Source organism: Pseudomonas sp. GW821-FHT09A09 (assembly GCF_059418405.1).
In genome coordinates this window covers 95944-113296 of record NZ_JBWKPU010000016.1, presented here as the reverse complement: position 1 = coordinate 113296, position 17353 = coordinate 95944, and the positions used below count along the sequence as shown (strand labels likewise).

The 17353-nt window shown below is 63.1% G+C and carries 16 protein-coding genes; all 16 read left to right on the top strand.

The annotated features are described in order from the left end of the window. The first annotated feature begins 93 nt into the window (after nucleotides 1–93). Complete coding sequence (locus AC07OV_RS16435; protein ID WP_495092593.1) at nucleotides 94–1305, top strand: sensor histidine kinase; 1212 nt, start codon at nucleotides 94–96, stop codon at nucleotides 1303–1305. A gap of 6 nt (nucleotides 1306–1311) precedes the next feature. Then, entirely contained in the window at nucleotides 1312–2688 is a 1377-nt protein-coding gene (locus AC07OV_RS16430) for a sigma-54-dependent transcriptional regulator (protein ID WP_495092587.1), read from the top strand. 131 nt (nucleotides 2689–2819) lie between these two features. After that, nucleotides 2820–3149 carry a flagellar hook-basal body complex protein FliE gene (gene fliE, locus AC07OV_RS16425; RefSeq protein WP_016972029.1) on the top strand — a complete coding sequence of 110 codons (330 nt, stop codon included), beginning with the start codon at nucleotides 2820–2822 and terminating at the stop codon, nucleotides 3147–3149. Nucleotides 3150–3165: 16 nt separating this feature from the next. Next, a complete protein-coding gene (gene fliF, locus AC07OV_RS16420) occupies nucleotides 3166–4941 on the top strand; it encodes a flagellar basal-body MS-ring/collar protein FliF (RefSeq protein WP_176996192.1) in 1776 nt (591 codons plus the stop codon). Then, on the top strand, nucleotides 4934–5953 hold the full coding sequence (gene fliG / locus AC07OV_RS16415) for a flagellar motor switch protein FliG (protein ID WP_016972027.1): 1020 nt from the start codon (nucleotides 4934–4936) through the stop codon (nucleotides 5951–5953). The genes fliF and fliG overlap by 8 nt, the downstream gene beginning before the upstream one ends. Before the next feature lie 10 nt (nucleotides 5954–5963). Then, a complete protein-coding gene (gene fliH, locus AC07OV_RS16410) occupies nucleotides 5964–6728 on the top strand; it encodes a flagellar assembly protein FliH (RefSeq protein ID WP_176996191.1) in 765 nt (254 codons plus the stop codon). Next, complete coding sequence (fliI, locus tag AC07OV_RS16405; RefSeq protein ID WP_176996190.1) at nucleotides 6718–8076, top strand: flagellar protein export ATPase FliI; 1359 nt, start codon at nucleotides 6718–6720, stop codon at nucleotides 8074–8076. Before fliH ends, fliI begins: the two co-directional genes overlap by 11 nt. Before the next feature lie 3 nt (nucleotides 8077–8079). After that, entirely contained in the window at nucleotides 8080–8529 is a 450-nt protein-coding gene (gene fliJ, locus AC07OV_RS16400; RefSeq protein WP_176996189.1) for a flagellar export protein FliJ, read from the top strand. A gap of 172 nt (nucleotides 8530–8701) precedes the next feature. Then, complete coding sequence (locus tag AC07OV_RS16395) at nucleotides 8702–9007, top strand: STAS domain-containing protein (RefSeq protein WP_494998751.1); 306 nt, start codon at nucleotides 8702–8704, stop codon at nucleotides 9005–9007. Continuing rightward, nucleotides 9004–10722, top strand: coding sequence for an ATP-binding SpoIIE family protein phosphatase (locus tag AC07OV_RS16390; RefSeq protein ID WP_494998750.1), 1719 nt, complete (start codon nucleotides 9004–9006; stop codon nucleotides 10720–10722). Before AC07OV_RS16395 ends, AC07OV_RS16390 begins: the two co-directional genes overlap by 4 nt. Before the next feature lie 30 nt (nucleotides 10723–10752). Next, a complete protein-coding gene (locus tag AC07OV_RS16385; protein WP_176996186.1) occupies nucleotides 10753–11097 on the top strand; it encodes an Hpt domain-containing protein in 345 nt (114 codons plus the stop codon). A 1028-nt stretch (nucleotides 11098–12125) separates the two neighbouring features. Next, on the top strand, nucleotides 12126–12719 hold the full coding sequence (locus AC07OV_RS16380; RefSeq protein WP_495092592.1) for a transposase: 594 nt from the start codon (nucleotides 12126–12128) through the stop codon (nucleotides 12717–12719). Nucleotides 12720–12781: 62 nt separating this feature from the next. Continuing rightward, nucleotides 12782–14368, top strand: a complete 1587-nt coding sequence (locus AC07OV_RS16375) for a ShlB/FhaC/HecB family hemolysin secretion/activation protein (RefSeq protein WP_495092586.1) — start codon at nucleotides 12782–12784, stop codon at nucleotides 14366–14368. 24 nt (nucleotides 14369–14392) lie between these two features. Continuing rightward, nucleotides 14393–16192 (top strand): DUF2341 domain-containing protein, encoded by a 1800-nt coding sequence (locus AC07OV_RS16370; protein WP_495092585.1) that lies wholly within the window; start codon nucleotides 14393–14395, stop codon nucleotides 16190–16192. A gap of 11 nt (nucleotides 16193–16203) precedes the next feature. After that, a complete protein-coding gene (locus tag AC07OV_RS16365; RefSeq protein ID WP_176999484.1) occupies nucleotides 16204–16629 on the top strand; it encodes an ExbD/TolR family protein in 426 nt (141 codons plus the stop codon). A gap of 3 nt (nucleotides 16630–16632) precedes the next feature. Continuing rightward, nucleotides 16633–17337: an energy transducer TonB family protein gene (locus AC07OV_RS16360; protein ID WP_495092584.1), complete on the top strand. Its 705-nt coding sequence runs from the start codon at nucleotides 16633–16635 to the stop codon at nucleotides 17335–17337. The last annotated feature ends 16 nt before the right edge of the window (nucleotides 17338–17353 follow it).

The window sequence follows — 17353 nt, the reverse complement described above, 5'->3', positions numbered from 1 at the left end:
GCTGATTCGTCAGCGGTTTTTTTTCGGCACAAGTATTGCTACAGCCCTCGCAACGTTCCGTTTAACTGACGGTCAGCCAAGCGAGAGAGCATGATGCCCCACGCCGCCCAGCAATCTTCCAGCCCCGCTATCCCGGGGCTCGTTCCGTCCGTAGAGCAGCAAAGCCGCCAAGGCCTGGAACAGGCCTTTTCGCTGTTCAATCAGATGTCGAGCCAATTGACTGACTCCTACAGCCTGCTGGAAGCCCGGGTTTCCGAGCTCAAAGGCGAGCTGGCCGTGGTCAGTGCCCAGCGCATGGAAGAACTGGCCGAGAAAGAGCGCCTGGCTAACCGTCTGCAGAACCTGTTGTCGTTGTTGCCCGGTGGCGTGATTGTCATCGACGACCAGGGCCGCGTGCGCGAAGCCAACCCGGCCGCTTGCGACATGCTTGGCCTGCCGCTGGAAGGCGAGTTGTGGCGCCATGTGATCGCACGCTGCTTTGCCCCGCGTGAAGACGACGGCCATGAAATCTCCCTCAAGGACGGGCGCCGCCTGTCCATCGCCACCCGTTCCCTGGACGCCGAGCCCGGCCAACTGGTGTTGCTCAACGACCTGACTGAAACCCGTCACCTCCAGGACCAGCTGGCGCGCCATGAGCGCTTGTCGTCGCTGGGCCGGATGGTCGCTTCTTTGGCGCATCAGATCCGCACGCCGCTGTCGGCCGCGTTGATCTACGCCAGTCATTTGACTGATGAGCAATTGCCAGCCGCCACCCATCAGCGTTTTGCCGGTCGCCTCAAGGAGCGCCTGCATGAACTGGAGCACCAGGTGCGCGACATGCTGGTGTTCGCCCGGGGCGAATTGCCGCTGACCGACCGCGTGACCCCGGCCGAATTGATGCAGTCGCTGCAGGCTGCTGCCGCCACCCACATCCAGGACGTCAGCGTGCGTTGGCAGTGCGACAGCCACCTCGGCGAACTGCTGTGCAGCCGCGACACGCTGGTCGGCGCCTTGCTCAACCTGATCGAAAACGCCACCCAGGCCAGCGGCCCGGGCGCGCGCCTCAAGGTGCACCTGTATAGCCGCGAGCAAACCCTGCGCCTGTGCATCAGCGACAGCGGCAGCGGCATCGACCCGGTGGTGTTGCAGCGCCTGGGCGAGCCCTTTTTTACCACCAAGACCAACGGCACCGGCCTCGGCCTGACCGTGGTCAAGGCGGTGGCGCGTGCCCATCAGGGAGAATTGCAGCTGCATTCCCGGTTGGGGCGTGGCACCTGTGCATTGATGACCTTGCCGCTGTTTTCCGGCGCGGCAAGCGCGGAGTAAAGGAATATGGCTATCAAGGTTTTGTTGGTGGAAGACGATCGCGCCCTGCGTGAAGCATTGGCTGACACGCTGCTGTTGGCGGGCCATGACTACCGGGCGGTCGGTTCTGCCGAAGAAGCCTTGGAGGCTGTCGAGCACGAGGCGTTTAGCCTGGTGGTCAGCGACGTGAACATGCCGGGCATGGACGGTCACCAGTTGCTCGGCCTGCTGCGGGCGCGCCAGCCTCAACTGCCGGTGTTGCTGATGACCGCCCACGGTGCGGTCGAGCGGGCGGTAGATGCCATGCGCCAAGGCGCTGCCGATTACCTGGTCAAGCCGTTCGAACCCAAAGCCTTGATCGAACTGGTGGCCCGTCACGCCCTTGGCGTGGTGCCGGCCGTCGAGGGCGAAGGCCCGATCGCTTTCGAGCCGGCCAGTGCGCAATTGCTTGAGTTGGCGGCCCGCGTGGCCCGCAGTGATTCCACCGTGCTGATCTCCGGCGAGTCCGGCACCGGCAAGGAAGTGCTGGCACGTTACATCCACCAGCAATCCAGCCGCGCCAAGCAACCGTTCATTGCGATCAACTGCGCTGCCATCCCCGACAACATGCTCGAAGCCACGCTGTTCGGTCACGAGAAGGGTTCGTTCACCGGCGCCATCGCGGCCCAGGCCGGCAAGTTCGAACAGGCCGACGGCGGCACCATCCTGCTCGACGAAATTTCTGAAATGCCCCTGGGCCTGCAAGCCAAGCTGCTGCGCGTGTTGCAAGAGCGTGAAGTGGAGCGCGTGGGTGCGCGCAAGCCGATCCAGTTGGATATTCGCGTGGTCGCTACCACCAACCGCGATCTGGCGGGTGAAGTGGCGGCGGGGCGCTTCCGTGAAGATTTGTTTTATCGTCTTTCGGTATTTCCTCTGGCCTGGCGGCCGTTGCGCGAGCGGCCGGCCGACATCATTCCGCTGGCCGAGCGCCTGCTGAACAACCACGTCAAAAAAATGAAGCACGCCCAGGCGCGGCTGTCGGCCGAGGCCCAGGCGTGCCTGATCGGCTACCCGTGGCCGGGCAACGTGCGCGAATTGGACAATGCGATCCAGCGCGCACTGATTCTGCAGCAGGGCGGGCTGATCCAGCCCCAGGACTTCTGCCTGGCCATGGGCAGCGGGGCTGCACCGTTGCCGAGCCTGGCACCTGCACCGGTCGTCGCCGAAGCCGAGTCTGCCGGCGCCTTGGGCGATGACCTGCGTCGCCGCGAATTCCAGATGATCATCGACACCCTGCGCGCCGAACGCGGGCGCCGTAAAGAAGCCGCCGAACGCCTGGGCATCAGCCCGCGCACCTTGCGCTACAAGCTGGCGCAGATGCGCGACGCGGGGATGGATGTGGAAGCCTACCTTTTCGCCACCTGACAAATACTTAAGCCGACAGGGTTTGTCGGCTTTTCTTACGAGTCGCCACGGATCTGGCACCCTTGTTGCTACCACCCCTAGTAACCGCTGCGTAGTGTCAAAAAATTGCGGGTCGTCGGAGAGAGAAGGTCATGAGCCAGGGTATTGAGTTCAATCGGTTGATGTTGGATATGCGCTCCATGCAAATGGATGCCATGGCTCAACCGAAATCCGTCGCGCCAGCGCCGGAATTGGGCCAAAGCAGTTTTGCCGACATGCTCGGTCAGGCAATCAATAAAGTCAGTGACACCCAGCAAGCTTCCAATCAGTTGGCCACCGCCTTCGAGATCGGTAAAAGCGGCGTGGACCTCACCGATGTGATGGTCGCCTCGCAAAAGGCCAGCGTCTCCTTCCAGGCGTTGACGCAAGTGCGTAACAAGCTGGTTCAGGCTTATCAAGACATCATGCAGATGCCGGTTTAAGGACGAGATTTAAGTCATGGCAGAAGCAGTCGTGGACAACGCACCCGCCAAAGCAGACGGCAAGCCGCCGCTGTTTGGCCTGTCGTTCCTGGAAAACCTCTCCGAAATGACCATGTTGCGTCAGGTGGGCCTGATGGTCGGCCTGGCTGCCAGCGTGGCGATTGGTTTTGCCGTGGTGTTGTGGTCGCAACAACCTGATTACCGGCCGCTGTACGGCAGCTTGGCGGGCATGGATTCCAAGCAGATCATGGAAACCCTCGCCGCCGCCGACATCGCCTACACCGTAGAACCCAATTCTGGCGCGTTGCTGGTCAAGGCCGACGACGTGGCCCGTGCGCGCATGAAGCTGGCCGCTGCGGGCGTGACGCCGTCCGATGCCAACATCGGCTTTGAAATCCTCGACAAGGACCAAGGCCTGGGCACCAGCCAGTTCATGGAAGCCACCCGCTACCGTCGTGGCCTGGAAGGCGAGCTGGCGCGCACCATCTCCAGCCTGAACAACGTCAAGGGTGCCCGCGTGCACCTGGCCATTCCGAAAAGCTCGGTGTTCGTGCGTGACGAACGCAAGCCAAGCGCCTCGGTGTTGGTTGAGCTGTTTGCCGGCCGCTCCCTGGAGCCTGGCCAGGTCCTGGCGATCATCAACCTGGTCGCCACCAGCGTGCCCGAGTTGAGCAAGTCGCAAATTACCGTGGTGGACCAGAAGGGCAACCTGCTGTCCGACCAGGCCGAGAACTCTGCACTGACCCAGGCCGGCAAACAGTTCGACTACAGCCGCCGCATGGAAAGCATGCTCACCCAGCGCGTGCATAACATCCTGCAACCGGTGTTGGGCAACGACCGCTACAAAGCTGAAGTCTCCGCCGACGTGGACTTCAGCGCCGTAGAGTCGACCTCCGAACAGTTCAACCCCGATCAGCCAGCCCTGCGCAGCGAGCAGTCGACCAACGAACAACGCACCGCCAGCAATGGCCCGCAAGGTGTGCCGGGCGCCCTGAGCAACCAGCCGCCGTCGCCTGCTTCGGCGCCGCAGACTACCGGTGGCGCTACCGCTTCGGCCGGTGCGGTACAGCCTGGCCAGCCACTGTTGGACGCCAACGGCCAGCAGATCATGGACCCGGCTACCGGCCAGCCAATGCTCGCGCCGTACCCGTCGGACAAGCGTAACCAGTCGACCAAGAACTTCGAACTCGACCGTTCCATCAGCCACACCAAGCAGCAACAGGGCAAGATCAATCGCCTGTCGGTGTCGGTGGTGGTGGATGACCAGGTCAAGGTCAACCCGGCTGACGGCGCGGTTACCCGTGCGCCGTGGAGCGCCGATGAATTGGCACGCTTTACTCGCCTGGTGCAGGACGCCGTCGGTTTCGACGCCAGCCGTGGTGACAGCGTCAGCGTGATCAACATGCCGTTCTCCGCCGAGCGTGGCGAAGTGATCGCCGACCCGGCGTTCTACACCCAGCCGTGGTTCTGGGACATCGTCAAGCAAGTGCTGGGCGTGTTGTTCATCCTGGTGCTGGTGTTCGGTGTGCTGCGCCCGGTGCTCAACAACATCACCGGCAATGGCAAGAAACAGCTTGCCCTGGCAGGTGGCGATGTCGAGTTGGGTGGCATGGGCGGCCTGGACGGCGAACTGGCCAACGACCGCGTCAGCCTCGGCGGCCCGCAAAGCATCCTGTTGCCAAGCCCGAGCGAAGGCTATGACGCTCAGCTGAACGCAATCAAGAGTCTGGTGGCAGAAGACCCGGGCCGTGTGGCCCAGGTCGTGAAAGAGTGGATCAACGCAGATGAGTGATAATCGAGCCGCTGTTGCCAAGCTCACCAAGGTCGACAAAGCCGCTGTATTGCTGCTGTCCCTGGGTGAAACCGACGCCGCCCAAGTGCTGCGCCACATGGGCCCCAAAGAGGTTCAACGGGTGGGCGTGGCCATGGCGCAGATGCGCAATGTGCACCGCGAGCAAGTCGAGCAGGTGATGAGCGAGTTCGTCGAGATCGTCGGCGACCAGACCAGCCTGGGCGTCGGCTCCGACAGCTACATCCGCAAGATGCTCACCTCGGCCCTGGGCGAAGACAAGGCCAACGGCCTGATCGACCGCATCCTGCTGGGTGGCAACACCAGCGGCCTGGACAGCCTCAAGTGGATGGAACCGCGCGCCGTGGCCGACGTGATCCGCTACGAGCACCCGCAGATCCAGGCCATCGTGGTGGCGTATCTGGACCCGGACCAGGCCGGCGAAGTGCTCGGCCATTTCGACCACAAGGTGCGCCTGGACATCATCCTGCGCGTCTCGTCGTTGAACACCGTACAACCGGCGGCGCTGAAAGAACTGAACACCATTCTGGAGAAGCAGTTCTCCGGCAACTCGAACGCATCGCGCACCACCCTGGGCGGTATCAAGCGTGCGGCCGACATCATGAACTTCCTCGACAGTTCGGTCGAAGGCCAGTTGATGGACTCGATCCGCGAGATCGACGACACCCTGTCCACCCAGATCGAAGACCTCATGTTCGTGTTCAACAACCTCTCCGACGTCGACGACCGTGGCATCCAGGCGTTGCTGCGCGAGGTGTCCTCGGACGTGCTGGTGCTGGCCCTCAAGGGGTCGGACGAAAACGTCAAAGAGAAGATCTTCAAGAACATGTCCAAGCGTGCCTCGGAACTGTTGCGCGACGACCTGGAAGCCAAAGGCCCGGTACGCGTCAGCGACGTGGAAACCGCGCAGAAAGAAATCCTCACCATTGCCCGCCGTATGGCCGAAGCCGGAGAAATCGTTCTCGGCGGGAAGGGCGGCGAAGAAATGATCTAAGGCGCCTCTGATGTCGAACAAAGATGAGGCGCCCAGCGATCTGATTCGCGCGCGGGATGTCGGCGGGTTCGACATCTGGTCGTTGCCCAGCTTCGATCCCCATGTGCCGGAGCCCGAGCCGGAACCCGAGCCCGAGCTGCCGGCGGAGTCCGAGGAAGTGCCGCTGGACGAAGTCCAGCCACTGACCCTCGAAGAGGTGGAGGCCATCCGTCAGGAGGCCTACAACGAAGGCTTCGCCGCCGGTGAAAAGGACGGTTTTCGCAGCACCACCCTCAAGGTCCGCCAGGAAGCCGAAGCCGCACTGAGCGTCAAGCTGGCCAGCCTGGAGCGCTTGATGGGTACGCTGTTCGATCCGATTGCCGAGCAGGATTCGCAGATCGAAAAAGCCATGGTCGGCCTGGTGGAGCATATCGCCCGCCAAGTCATCCAGCGCGAGCTGGTGCTGGATTCCAGCCATATCGAAAGCGTGATGCGCGAAGCCCTCAAGCTGCTGCCCCTGGGCGTCGGCAATGTGCGCTTGTACATCAACCCCCAGGATTTCGAACAGGTCAAAGCCTTGCGCGAGCGCCATGAAGAAACCTGGCGCATCGTCGAAGACGCCTCGCTGCAGCCCGGTGGTTGCCGCGTCGAGACCGAACACAGCCGCATCGATGCGACGGTGGAAACCCGCATCAGCCAGATCATGGCCAAGCTGTTCGATCAACTTCACGAACAGGCCCTGCACCCGGCCGAGCCTGACCTGAGCGTTGAACTGGACGCCCCCGATGCGCCTTGATCGCACCAGTTTCGCCAAGCGCCTGAGCGGTTACGCCGAGGCCACCGAGCTGCCCGGCCAGCCGATCCTCGAAGGGCGCCTGTTGCGCATGGTCGGCCTGACCCTCGAAGCCGAAGGCCTGCGCGCCGCCATGGGCAGCCGCTGCATGGTGATCAACGACGACAGCTATCACCCGGTACAAGTCGAGGCCGAGGTGATGGGCTTTTCCGGCAGCAAGATTTTCCTGATGCCCGTGGGCAGCCTGGCGGGCATTGCCCCCGGTGCGCGCGTGGTGCCGTTGGCCGACACCGGCCGTTTGCCGATGGGCATGAGCATGCTCGGCCGCGTGCTCGACGGCGCTGGCCGTGCGCTGGACGGCAAGGGCGGCATGAAGGCCGAAGACTGGGTGCCGATGGACGGCCCCACCATTAACCCGCTCAACCGCAACCCCATCAGCGTGCCGCTGGACGTGGGCATTCGCAGCATCAACGGATTGTTGACGGTCGGCCGTGGCCAGCGTTTGGGCCTGTTCGCCGGTACCGGCGTGGGTAAGTCGGTGTTGCTGGGCATGATGACCCGCTTTACCGAGGCCGACATCATTGTTGTGGGGCTGATCGGCGAGCGGGGCCGCGAGGTGAAGGAATTCATCGAGCACAGCCTGGGTGAAGAAGGCCTCAAGCGCTCGGTGGTCGTGGCCTCGCCAGCGGACGATGCGCCACTGATGCGCCTGCGTGCGGCGATGTATTGCACGCGCATCGCCGAATATTTTCGCGACAAGGGCAAGAACGTCCTGTTGCTGATGGACTCGCTCACCCGCTTCGCCCAGGCCCAGCGGGAAATCGCCCTGGCCATCGGCGAGCCGCCCGCTACCAAGGGTTATCCGCCGTCGGTATTCGCCAAGCTGCCCAAGCTGGTGGAACGTGCCGGTAATGCCGAGGCCGGGGGCGGCTCGATCACCGCGTTCTACACCGTATTGTCTGAAGGCGACGACCAGCAGGACCCGATTGCCGACTCGGCGCGGGGCGTGCTCGACGGCCACATCGTGCTGTCGCGGCGCCTGGCTGAAGAAGGGCACTACCCGGCCATCGATATCGAAGCCTCCATCAGCCGGGTGATGCCGGCCGTGGTGACGCCGGAACACATGACCCGTGCCCAGCACTTCAAGCAATTGTGGTCGCGTTACCAGCAGAGCCGCGACTTGATCAGCGTCGGCGCCTACGTGGCCGGTGGTGACCGCGAGACCGACCTGGCCATTGCCCTGCAACCGCAGTTGGTGACCTACCTGCGCCAGGGCCTCAACGACAAGATCAGCATGGGCGAGAGCGAAGCGCACCTGGGTACGATCTTCGCCCCGGCGCCAGGCGGTTAAGCCATGGCCAGCACTCGTTCGTCGCGTCTGGCCCCAGTGGTGGACATGGCCGAAAAGGCCGAGAAAACCGCGGTGCAACGCCTGGGTTATTTCCAGGGCCAGGTCCGCCTGGCTGAAAGCAAACTGGGCGACCTGGAACGTTTTCGCGGCGAGTACCAGCAGCAGTGGATCGAACGCGGCAGCAAAGGCGTGTCCGGCCAGTGGTTGATGGGCTACCAAGGCTTTCTCAATCAGCTGGAAACCGCAGTCGGCCAGCAGCGCCAGAGCCTGGCCTGGCACCAGAACAACCTCGATAAAGCCCGTGAAAGCTGGCAAGCCGCGTTTGCCCGCGTCGAGGGCCTGCGCAAACTGGTACAGCGCTACATCGACGAAGCCCGCGCCATCGAAGACAAGCGCGAGCAAAAGCTGCTCGACGAACTCTCCCAGCGCCTCCCGCGCCAATCCCAGTTCTGACCATCACCTGTGGGAGCTGGCTTGCCGGCGATAAAGGTTTATCAGGCGCTGATGAGCCAGCCGATAGACCGCCATCGCCGGCAAGCCGGCTCCTACAGTTGATTTGTTGTGTTGCTCAGATGCGGTTCGCCTGCTAAACCTTGTGTCATTGCCAATGACAAGGAGCAGTCGCATGTCAGTCGAGTCAGAAGTATCCCTGGACGGGAAGAAGTTGACGATCGCGATCAAGGGCCGGTTCGATTTCGGCAGCCACCAGACGTTTCGCGATTCCTACGAGCGCTTCTACAAAGTGCCGGAGTTGTACGTCGTCGATTTGAAAGAAACCACCTACATGGACAGCTCGGCGCTGGGCATGCTCCTGCTGCTGCGCGACCACGCGGGTGGGGATGAGTCGGAAGTGCGGGTGGTCAACAGCAATTCCGATGTGCGCAAGATCCTCGCCATTTCCAACTTCGACAAACTGTTCGACATCAGTTGAGCGCCCTGGCCCCCGTCCCGGAACCGCTCACGATCCTGATCGCCGAAGACAGCGCGGCGGACCTGCTGTTGCTGTCGACGATTGTGCGGCGCCAGGGCCACCAGGTGCTCACGGCCACCAATGGCCTTGAAGCGGTCGAAGTGTTTACCCGCGAGCGTCCGCAACTTGTGTTGATGGACGCGTTGATGCCGGTGATGGACGGCTTCGAGGCGGCCCGCCGGATCAAGCAGTTGGCAGGCGAAGAGCTGGTGCCGCTGATTTTTCTGACCTCCTTGCGCGAAAGCGAAGCCCTGGCCCGCTGCCTCGATGCGGGCGGCGATGACTTCCTGCCCAAGCCCTACAACCAACTGATCCTGGCGGCGAAGATCAACGCCATGGACCGCCTGCGTCGCCTGCAGGCCACGGTGTTGCAGCAGCGTGACCTGATCGCCAAGCACCATGACTATCTCCTGCACGAGCAGCGCGTGGCCAAGGCAGTGTTCGACAAGGTCGCGCACTCGGGCTGCATCAACGCGGCGCCGAATATCCGTTACCTGCAATCGCCCTATGCGCTGTTCAACGGCGACCTGTTGCTGGCGGCCTATACGCCGTCCGGTGACATGCACGTATTGCTCGGCGACTTCACCGGTCACGGCTTGCCGGCAGCCGTCGGCGCCATGCCTTTGGCGGAAGTGTTCTACGGCATGACCGCCAAGGGCTACGGCCTGGCGCAGACCCTGCGCGAGATGAACGCCAAGCTCAAGCGCATCCTGCCGGTGGACATGTTCTGCTGTGCCACGCTGTTGTGCCTGAGTGCCCAGCGGCGCGTGGTCGAGGTGTGGAACGGCGGCATGCCTGAAGGCTATGTGCATGAAGTTGCCACCGGCAAGCGCACGCCGCTGGAGTCGCGGCATTTGCCGTTGGGGGTGTTGTCGGCGCAAGCGTTTGATGACAGCACCGAGGTGTGGCCCATGGCGTTGGGCGACCGGGTGTTTTTGCTGTCTGACGGCGTGCTGGATACCGCTGACGCCAATGACCAGTTGTTTGGCGTCGAGCGCCTGCAGCAAGTGTTTGCCGCCAACCGCGAGCCCGACCTGCTGTTCGAAGACATCGAGCAGGCATTGGCCGCGTTTCGCGGTGAAGTGCGCGATGACGTCAGCCTGGTCGAGATCACCTTGCAGCCCGGCCAGTCGTTGCGCACGGCGCAACCGCTGTATGCCGACAGCGGCCAGTCGTGCCCGCTGGACTGGTCGGTGAGTTTCGAATTCCGCGGGCAGACCCTCAAAAGCTACAACCCGCTGCCGTACCTGCTGCAACTGTTGCTGGAGATCCATGGCCTGCGGGAGCAGAGCGGGGCGCTCTACAGTGTTATGGCCGAGCTGTATTCCAATGCGCTGGAGCACGGCGTGCTGGGCCTGGACTCCCGGCTCAAACGCGATGCCCAGGGGTTTGCCCACTATTATCGCCAGCGCAATGAGCGCCTGGCGCAACTGGACAGCGGTTATGTGCGGGTGCATGTGCAGGTCGTGCCGACCGCTACGGGCGGCAGGATGTCGCTGCGCATCGAAGACAGCGGACCCGGGTTCGACGTGGAACAGGTACTGGCCCGGCCGCTGGATGTTGACCGTTTGTCAGGCCGGGGCTTGAGCCTGGTGCGTCAACTGAGCAGCGATGTACGCTGGTCCGATGGTGGGCGCAGTGTCTGCGTGGAGTTTTGCTGGGGGGCTCTGGCATAATCCGCCGATTCTTGATCAAGGAGCGAGCAAGTGGCTGAGATTCATCTGGACCCGGACGTGCTTTCGGGTTTGCAGGAAGTCATGGAAGGCGAGTACCCCAAGTTGCTCGATACCTTTCTCGACGATTCGCAAAAACGTATCGAGGCGCTGCGCAAGGCGCGGGATGATGCCAAGGCGTTGGGGCGGATTGCCCATAGCTTCAAGGGCAGCAGTGGCAACCTGGGGGCGGTGCGGTTGGCGCAGTTGTGTCAGCGGTTGGAGGCTGAGTCGGCGGGGGCTGCGGCGGACCTGGGGGATTTGGTGGATCAGATTGATCATGAGTTTGCTTTGGTTCGGCCGCTTTATGAGTCGGAGCGGGGGCGGTTTGGGGTTTGACTCTGTGTACATATCCGTTGCTGCGGTAACGGCTGCTTAGGGTTCCGCTCTTACAGCGGGTCACTTTTGGAAGAGCGCCAAAAGTAACCAAAAACGCTCTGCCCCAACACTCGGCACCTCGCCTAGGCTCGGTGTGCCCTCACTCCGGCTTTGGAGCGTGGGCCGCCGCGATGGGCCATCCTTGGCCCAGCGCGGCTAACCCGGCGTCCTGCCGGGTTACCCACGCTCCAAAGCCTGCGTTCGGCTAGCGTGTTTGACGGGGCGCCCCAGATCAAAGTCAAAAGCAAACGCGGCGGCCTGGTAGCCGACCGGTAGCGTTGTTGATCGCATTCCCCTGTAGGAGCCGGCTTGCCGGCGATGCAGACACCTCGGTGATTCAGGCACACCGAGTAGATGCCATCGCAGGCAAGCCAGCTCCCACAGTGGGGCTCAGCGTTTTGCCTGGTTTTTTGCGTCATCGTTGGCGACCATCGCCGGCAAGCCTGCTCCTACAGTGGACCGCGTTTGCCTTTGCCTTTGCCTTTGCTCTACACCACTCAAGCCGGCTGTCAGGCCGCTGTGCTCTTGATTTTGATCTTGGGCGCCCCGTCAAACACGCTGGCCGGAATTCGGCAGGGATTTGGGGGGTAAGCCGGCAGGACGCCGGCTTAGCCGCCCCGCGCCATGGATGGCGCGTGGCGGCGGCCCCCCAAATCTCTGTCGGATTACGGGCACACCGAGCGTGAGCGAGGTGCCGAGTGTTGGGGCAAGAGCCCTTTGCTTACTTTGGGCTGGGCCGGCATTCCGGCTTTTCCAAAGTGAGCCGCCGTAAGGGCGGAACCATAAGCCGCCATCCCCCAAATAACGGATATACCCCCACCCCAAGCCCCCCAAAAAATTGCCCCCCACTCAATCCAAAATGAAGCTTTCATGACAAAAGTTCGGTAGCTCCCACCCCCTCCCGTCTCTCCTGTGTAACGCGCTGGATACGATCAAAAGTCGTCTCCCAAGCCGTCAGCAGGACGCCAGGAGTGGGGCAAATGGGAACTATGGAACGTTATTCGAAAGTAGGCATGCAGGAGCTCGACCAGCGCCTGTCGAAGATCGTCGAAGCTGCGCGCAAGAAGCCGGTTTCGGTATACCGCTACGGCGCGCCGTGGGTGTGGATCGTCTCCCAGGACGACTGGCAGGGCGCCTTGAAGGAAGTGTCCAGCTACATCCCCTCCGGGCACTCGCTGGTGCTGTTGCGCCCGCAGATCGACGAGGTGCTCGACAGCCACCGTGATCTGCTCCAGACCGACCCTGGCATGTCCATCGCGCCGCACACCGTGGTGCACATCCTCCTGCTGCAACTGCTGTATTCGGTACCCAGCGAACAACAGCTGCACGAGCAGCTCAACTACAACCTGCTGTTTCGCTGGTTCGTCGGCCTCGACCTGAACCAACGGGTATGGAGCATCCAAGTCCTGCAGCGGGATATCGCCACGCTGCTGAACAACCCGCACGCGGTACAGCTCATCCAGAAAATCATCGGTGAAGTGTTTTGTGGCGCCTTGCTGCACATGCCGGAGTTCTCGTTGAACTTCGCCTTGCTGCACACCTGGCTGGCCCGGCACAGCCATCTTTCGACCACCAGCAATTGAGCAGGCCGAACGCCGTGCAATCGGCGAAGGCATACAACTTTTTCAGAAAACCAGGGGGCGGTGTGGAGCATCTGTTCAAGTCAACGCTGGCGCTGTGCCTGACGCTGGGGGCCTTGGCCCAACCGGTGCTGGCCGAAGAGGCCGGGGACGCGCCGGCACGCCGGGTGGACGTCAACGAGTACTTCGTGCGCGGCAATACCGTGCTCGACGCGGCGACCATTGAGGAAGCGGTGTACCCGTTCCTCGGTCCGCAAAAGACCCTCGACGATATCGAGGGTGCACGCGATGCGTTGCAGAAGATCTATCAGGCGCGGGGTTACCAGTCGGTGTTTGTCGAGTTGCCCGAGCAGAAGGTCGATGACGGCATCGTCTATTTGCAGGTCAGCGAAACCAAAGTCGGCCGCGTGCGTGTGGTCGGTGCCAAGCACTATTCGCCGGTGGAAATCCGCGAGCAGGTGCCGGCGCTGGAGGAGGGCGCCGTGCCGGATTTTGCCACGGTGCAAACCCAGCTGGCCGGCCTCAACCGAGGGGCGGGGCGTCAGGTCACGCCGCTGGTACGCGAAGGCGCACGCCCCGGCACCATGGACGTGGACCTGCAGGTGGAAGACCAGAACCCCTGGCACGCCAGCCTCGGCCTGAACAACGACTACAGCGCCGACACCGAGAAGCTGCGCTCGGTCGCCACCCTGGGGTACGACAATTTGTGGCAACTGGGCCACAGCATTTCCCTGACCTACTTCACGGCGCCCGAGGACAGCAGCAATGCCAAGGTCTGGTCGGGCTCCTACAGCGCGCCGCTGAATGAGCGCTGGACCCTGCAGTTCTCTGGCTACCAGTCCGACAGCAACATCGCCACCATCGGCGGCAGCAACGTGTTGGGCAAGGGCCATTCCTACGGCGTATCGGCGATCTACAACCTGCCGGCGGCGGGCGCCTGGGCCAACTCGTTCTCCTTCGGCGTGGACTTCAAGGACTTCGACGAAGAAATGAAGTTCGGCTCCAGCAGCGACCAGGTGCCGCTCAAGTACGCGCCGTTCACCCTCGGTTACAACGGCTACCGCTACACCGAACAATCCCAGCTCGGCCTGGGCTTGAACCTGATCGTGGGGACTCGTGCGTTTTTCGGCTACGGCAGCGACGCCGAAGAGTTCGACTACAAGCGCTACAAGGCCAGCGCCAGTTTCGCGGTGCTCAAGGGCGATCTCAATTACACCTACACCTTCACCAACGATTGGCAGTCGGCAACCAAGGCGGCGTTCCAGCTGGCCTCGGGGCCGCTGGTTTCCAACGAGCAGTATTCCGCTGGCGGCGCCACTTCGGTGCGCGGCTACCTGGCGGCGGAGCGCACTGGCGACGAGGGCTATTTGCTTTCCCAGGAACTGCGCACGCCGTCCCTGGCCAAGTACCTGGGCAGCTATGTGCAGGAATGGCGCTTCTATGCGTTCGCCGAAGGCGCACGCCTGCGCCTGCACGACCCGCTGCCCGAGCAAGAAGACGAATACAGCCTGGCCAGTATCGGCCTGGGCACCCGCGCCAGTTTGAGCAAATGGTTGTCCGGCAGCCTGGATTGGGGTTACCCGCTGCTCGATGGACCGAACACCCAGAAACAGGACTCGCGACTGCACTTCAGTGTGCAGGCGACTTTCTGACTTTTTCTTCCGGAGACTTCACCCATGCAACGCCTATTCCTGAGCCTGTTGATCTGCCTGGGCTTCACGCTCCCGGCCACCGCCCATGCCTGGTGGCAGGACGACTGGCATTACCGCAAACAGATTTCGGTCGATACCACTGCCCAAGGCGCGGCGATCAACCAGGCCCTGGGCCGCACTGCGCTGCTGGTGCGCCTGCACACCGGCAACTTCTCCTTTGACGGGGTCAAGGATGACGGCGCCGACCTGCGCTTTGTCAGTGCCGATGACAAGACCGTGTTCAATCACCAGATCGAAAGCTTCGACCCGCTGATGGGCATGGCGCTGATCTGGGTCGATGTGCCCAAGGTCGAGGGTGGCCAGCGCCAGGACCTGTGGATGTACTACGGCAACCAGAAGGCAACGGCGACCGCCAACGGCCAACTGACCTTCGATCCGAACTACACCGCACTGTTTCACTTTGACGGCGCCAACGGCACGCCAGCCCGGGACACCACGGCCTACGCCAACACCGCGCTGAACGCCACCGGCGCAAGCATCGATGGCGTCATCGGCCGCGCCCTGCAACTCAGTGGCCAACCGCTGATGTTGCCTGCCAGCCCGTCGCTGCAACAGGCGGCTGGTGGCGCATTCACCTTCAGCGCCTGGCTGCGCCTGGACCAGGCCAGCGGCGAGCAAGTGGTGTTCGCCCGACGTGACGGTGGCCACAGCCTGTTGCTCGGCTTGAACCAGGGTATGCCGTTCGTGGACGTCGATGGCCAGCGTGCGGTGTCGACCCAACCGCTGAACCCGGGCCAATGGCAGCACCTGGCGTTCACCGCCGAGGGCCAAAAAATCGCGCTGTACGTCAATGGCCGCGAAACCGCGAGCCTGGCGGTCGCGCTGCCGGCGTTCAATTCGCAGCTGGCCATCGGCGCCGACCTGCCGGACGCCGCCAGTGGTCACCTGCCGTTTGCCGGCGCCATTGATGAGCTGCGTCTGTCCAAGGTGGCCCGTCCGGCCACGTTGCTGCTGGCTGACGCGAGTGCCCAGGGCGCCGAGTCGAAACTGGTGGCTTACGGGGTGGATGAAGAACAGTCGGGATTTGGCTTCGGCAGCCTGGGCTTCTTGCTCAAGGCCGTGCCGGTGGACGCCTGGGTGATCATCCTGGTGCTGGTGGCGATGATGGTGCAGTCGTGGTTCATCATGCTGCGCAAGAACCGCATGGTCAGCCGCGTCAGCAGTGCCAACGAAGTGTTCCGCGAGCAGTTCGCACAGATCGGTACGCGCCTGGAAATGTACTACGACGATGACGTGTTGGCCGAGCGCCTCACCCATTCTTCGCTGTGGCGCCTGTACCGCGTGGCGGTCAAGGAGATCCGCACCCGCCGTGCCCAGGGCGCCGACACCTCGTCGGTATCGGCCGCCACCATCGAAGCGATCCGCTGCTCCATGGACGGCGTGCGTACCCGCGAAAACCAGGCCCTCAGTGCCAAGCTCTCGACCTTGTCCAACGCCATCGCCGGCGGCCCGTACATCGGCCTGCTCGGCACCGTGCTGGGGATCATGGTGGTGTTCCTCGGCACGGCCATGGCCGGTGACGTGAACATCAACGCCATTGCACCGGGCATGGCGGCGGCCTTGCTGGCCACGGCCATGGGCCTGTTCGTCGCGATCCCGGCGCTGTTTGGCTACAACCGCCTGATCACGCGCAACAAGGAAGTCAGCGCCGACATGCGCGTGTTCGTCGACGAGTTCATCACTCGCCTGGCGGAGATGCACGGCGAGAGCCAGTCCAGTGAAGCGGCCCATCGCCGCGAGCACCACGCCACCGTGCCGGCCTGAGGAGAATCGCCATGGCTTCCGTAAACGCCTCCCACGACGATGAAGAAGACGCCGCCGTCGACAGCATCAACATCACGCCCCTGGTGGACGTGCTGATGGTGGTGCTGGTGATGTTCATCCTCACCGCCACTGCCCAGGTCTCGGGTATCCAGATCCATCTGCCCAAGGCCAGCGCCTCGGTGTCGTTGTCGGAGGCCAAGACCAAGGCTATCTCCGTCAACGACGGCGGTCAGGTGTTCCTCGATGCGTACCCGGTGACCCTCGGTGAGCTGGAAGAGCGCCTGCGCATCGAGAAAGCGCTGAACCCGGACTTCCCGGTGATCGTGCGCGGCGACGCGTTGGTGCAGTACCAGAAGGTGATCGAAGTGCTCGATTTGCTGCGACGGCTGGAGCTGTCCCAGGTCGGGCTGGTCACCGGCAAACCGAGCCAGGGCTGAGTCATGACCGCACAGATCCCGATCGCGCCCCTGGCAGTGAAGAAGAAGCCGCCGTTGCGCCCGTTGAAATGGGGCGCTGGCCTGCTGCTGGGCGCCGTGGCCGCCTGGTTCTTGTGGCAGTGGGCCAATGACATGAGTGGCGTGCGGCGTGAAGCGCCCAAGGTGCCGACGATTATCCCGTTGCCGCCACCGCCGCCACCGCCGCCGGAAAAACCCAAGGAACCCGAGCCCCAGGTGGAAGAAAAGGTGCCGGAGCCGGTACCCAGCCCCGAACCCGAAGAGGTTAAGCCGGCCGAAGAGGCACCGCCTTCACCGGCGGACGACTTGGCCAACCCGATGCAGATCGATGGCGATGCGCAGTCCGGCAACGATGGTTTCAACATCGGCGCCGGCAAGGGCGGCGGCATGGCGGGCAGTGGCGGCGGCGGGTTGGGCACTGGCACTTACAAACAGTACCTGGCGGGCACCTACCAGCGCCTGATGCGCGAGGACCGGGAGCTGCGCAAGAAGGCCTTTGCCATACAGATCGACCTGTGGCTGGGCGCGGATGGTCAGGTCACGCGGGCGGTGGTGGCCAAGTCCAGTGGTGACAGTGAGACCGACGCCCAGATGCTCGCGCTGGTGCAGGCACCGCGCGCCACACAGAAGCCGCCGGCGTCGCTGACGCTGCCCATGCGCTTGTCCCTCAAGGGCCGGCGTCCGGATTGATCGAACCCTCTTTCTA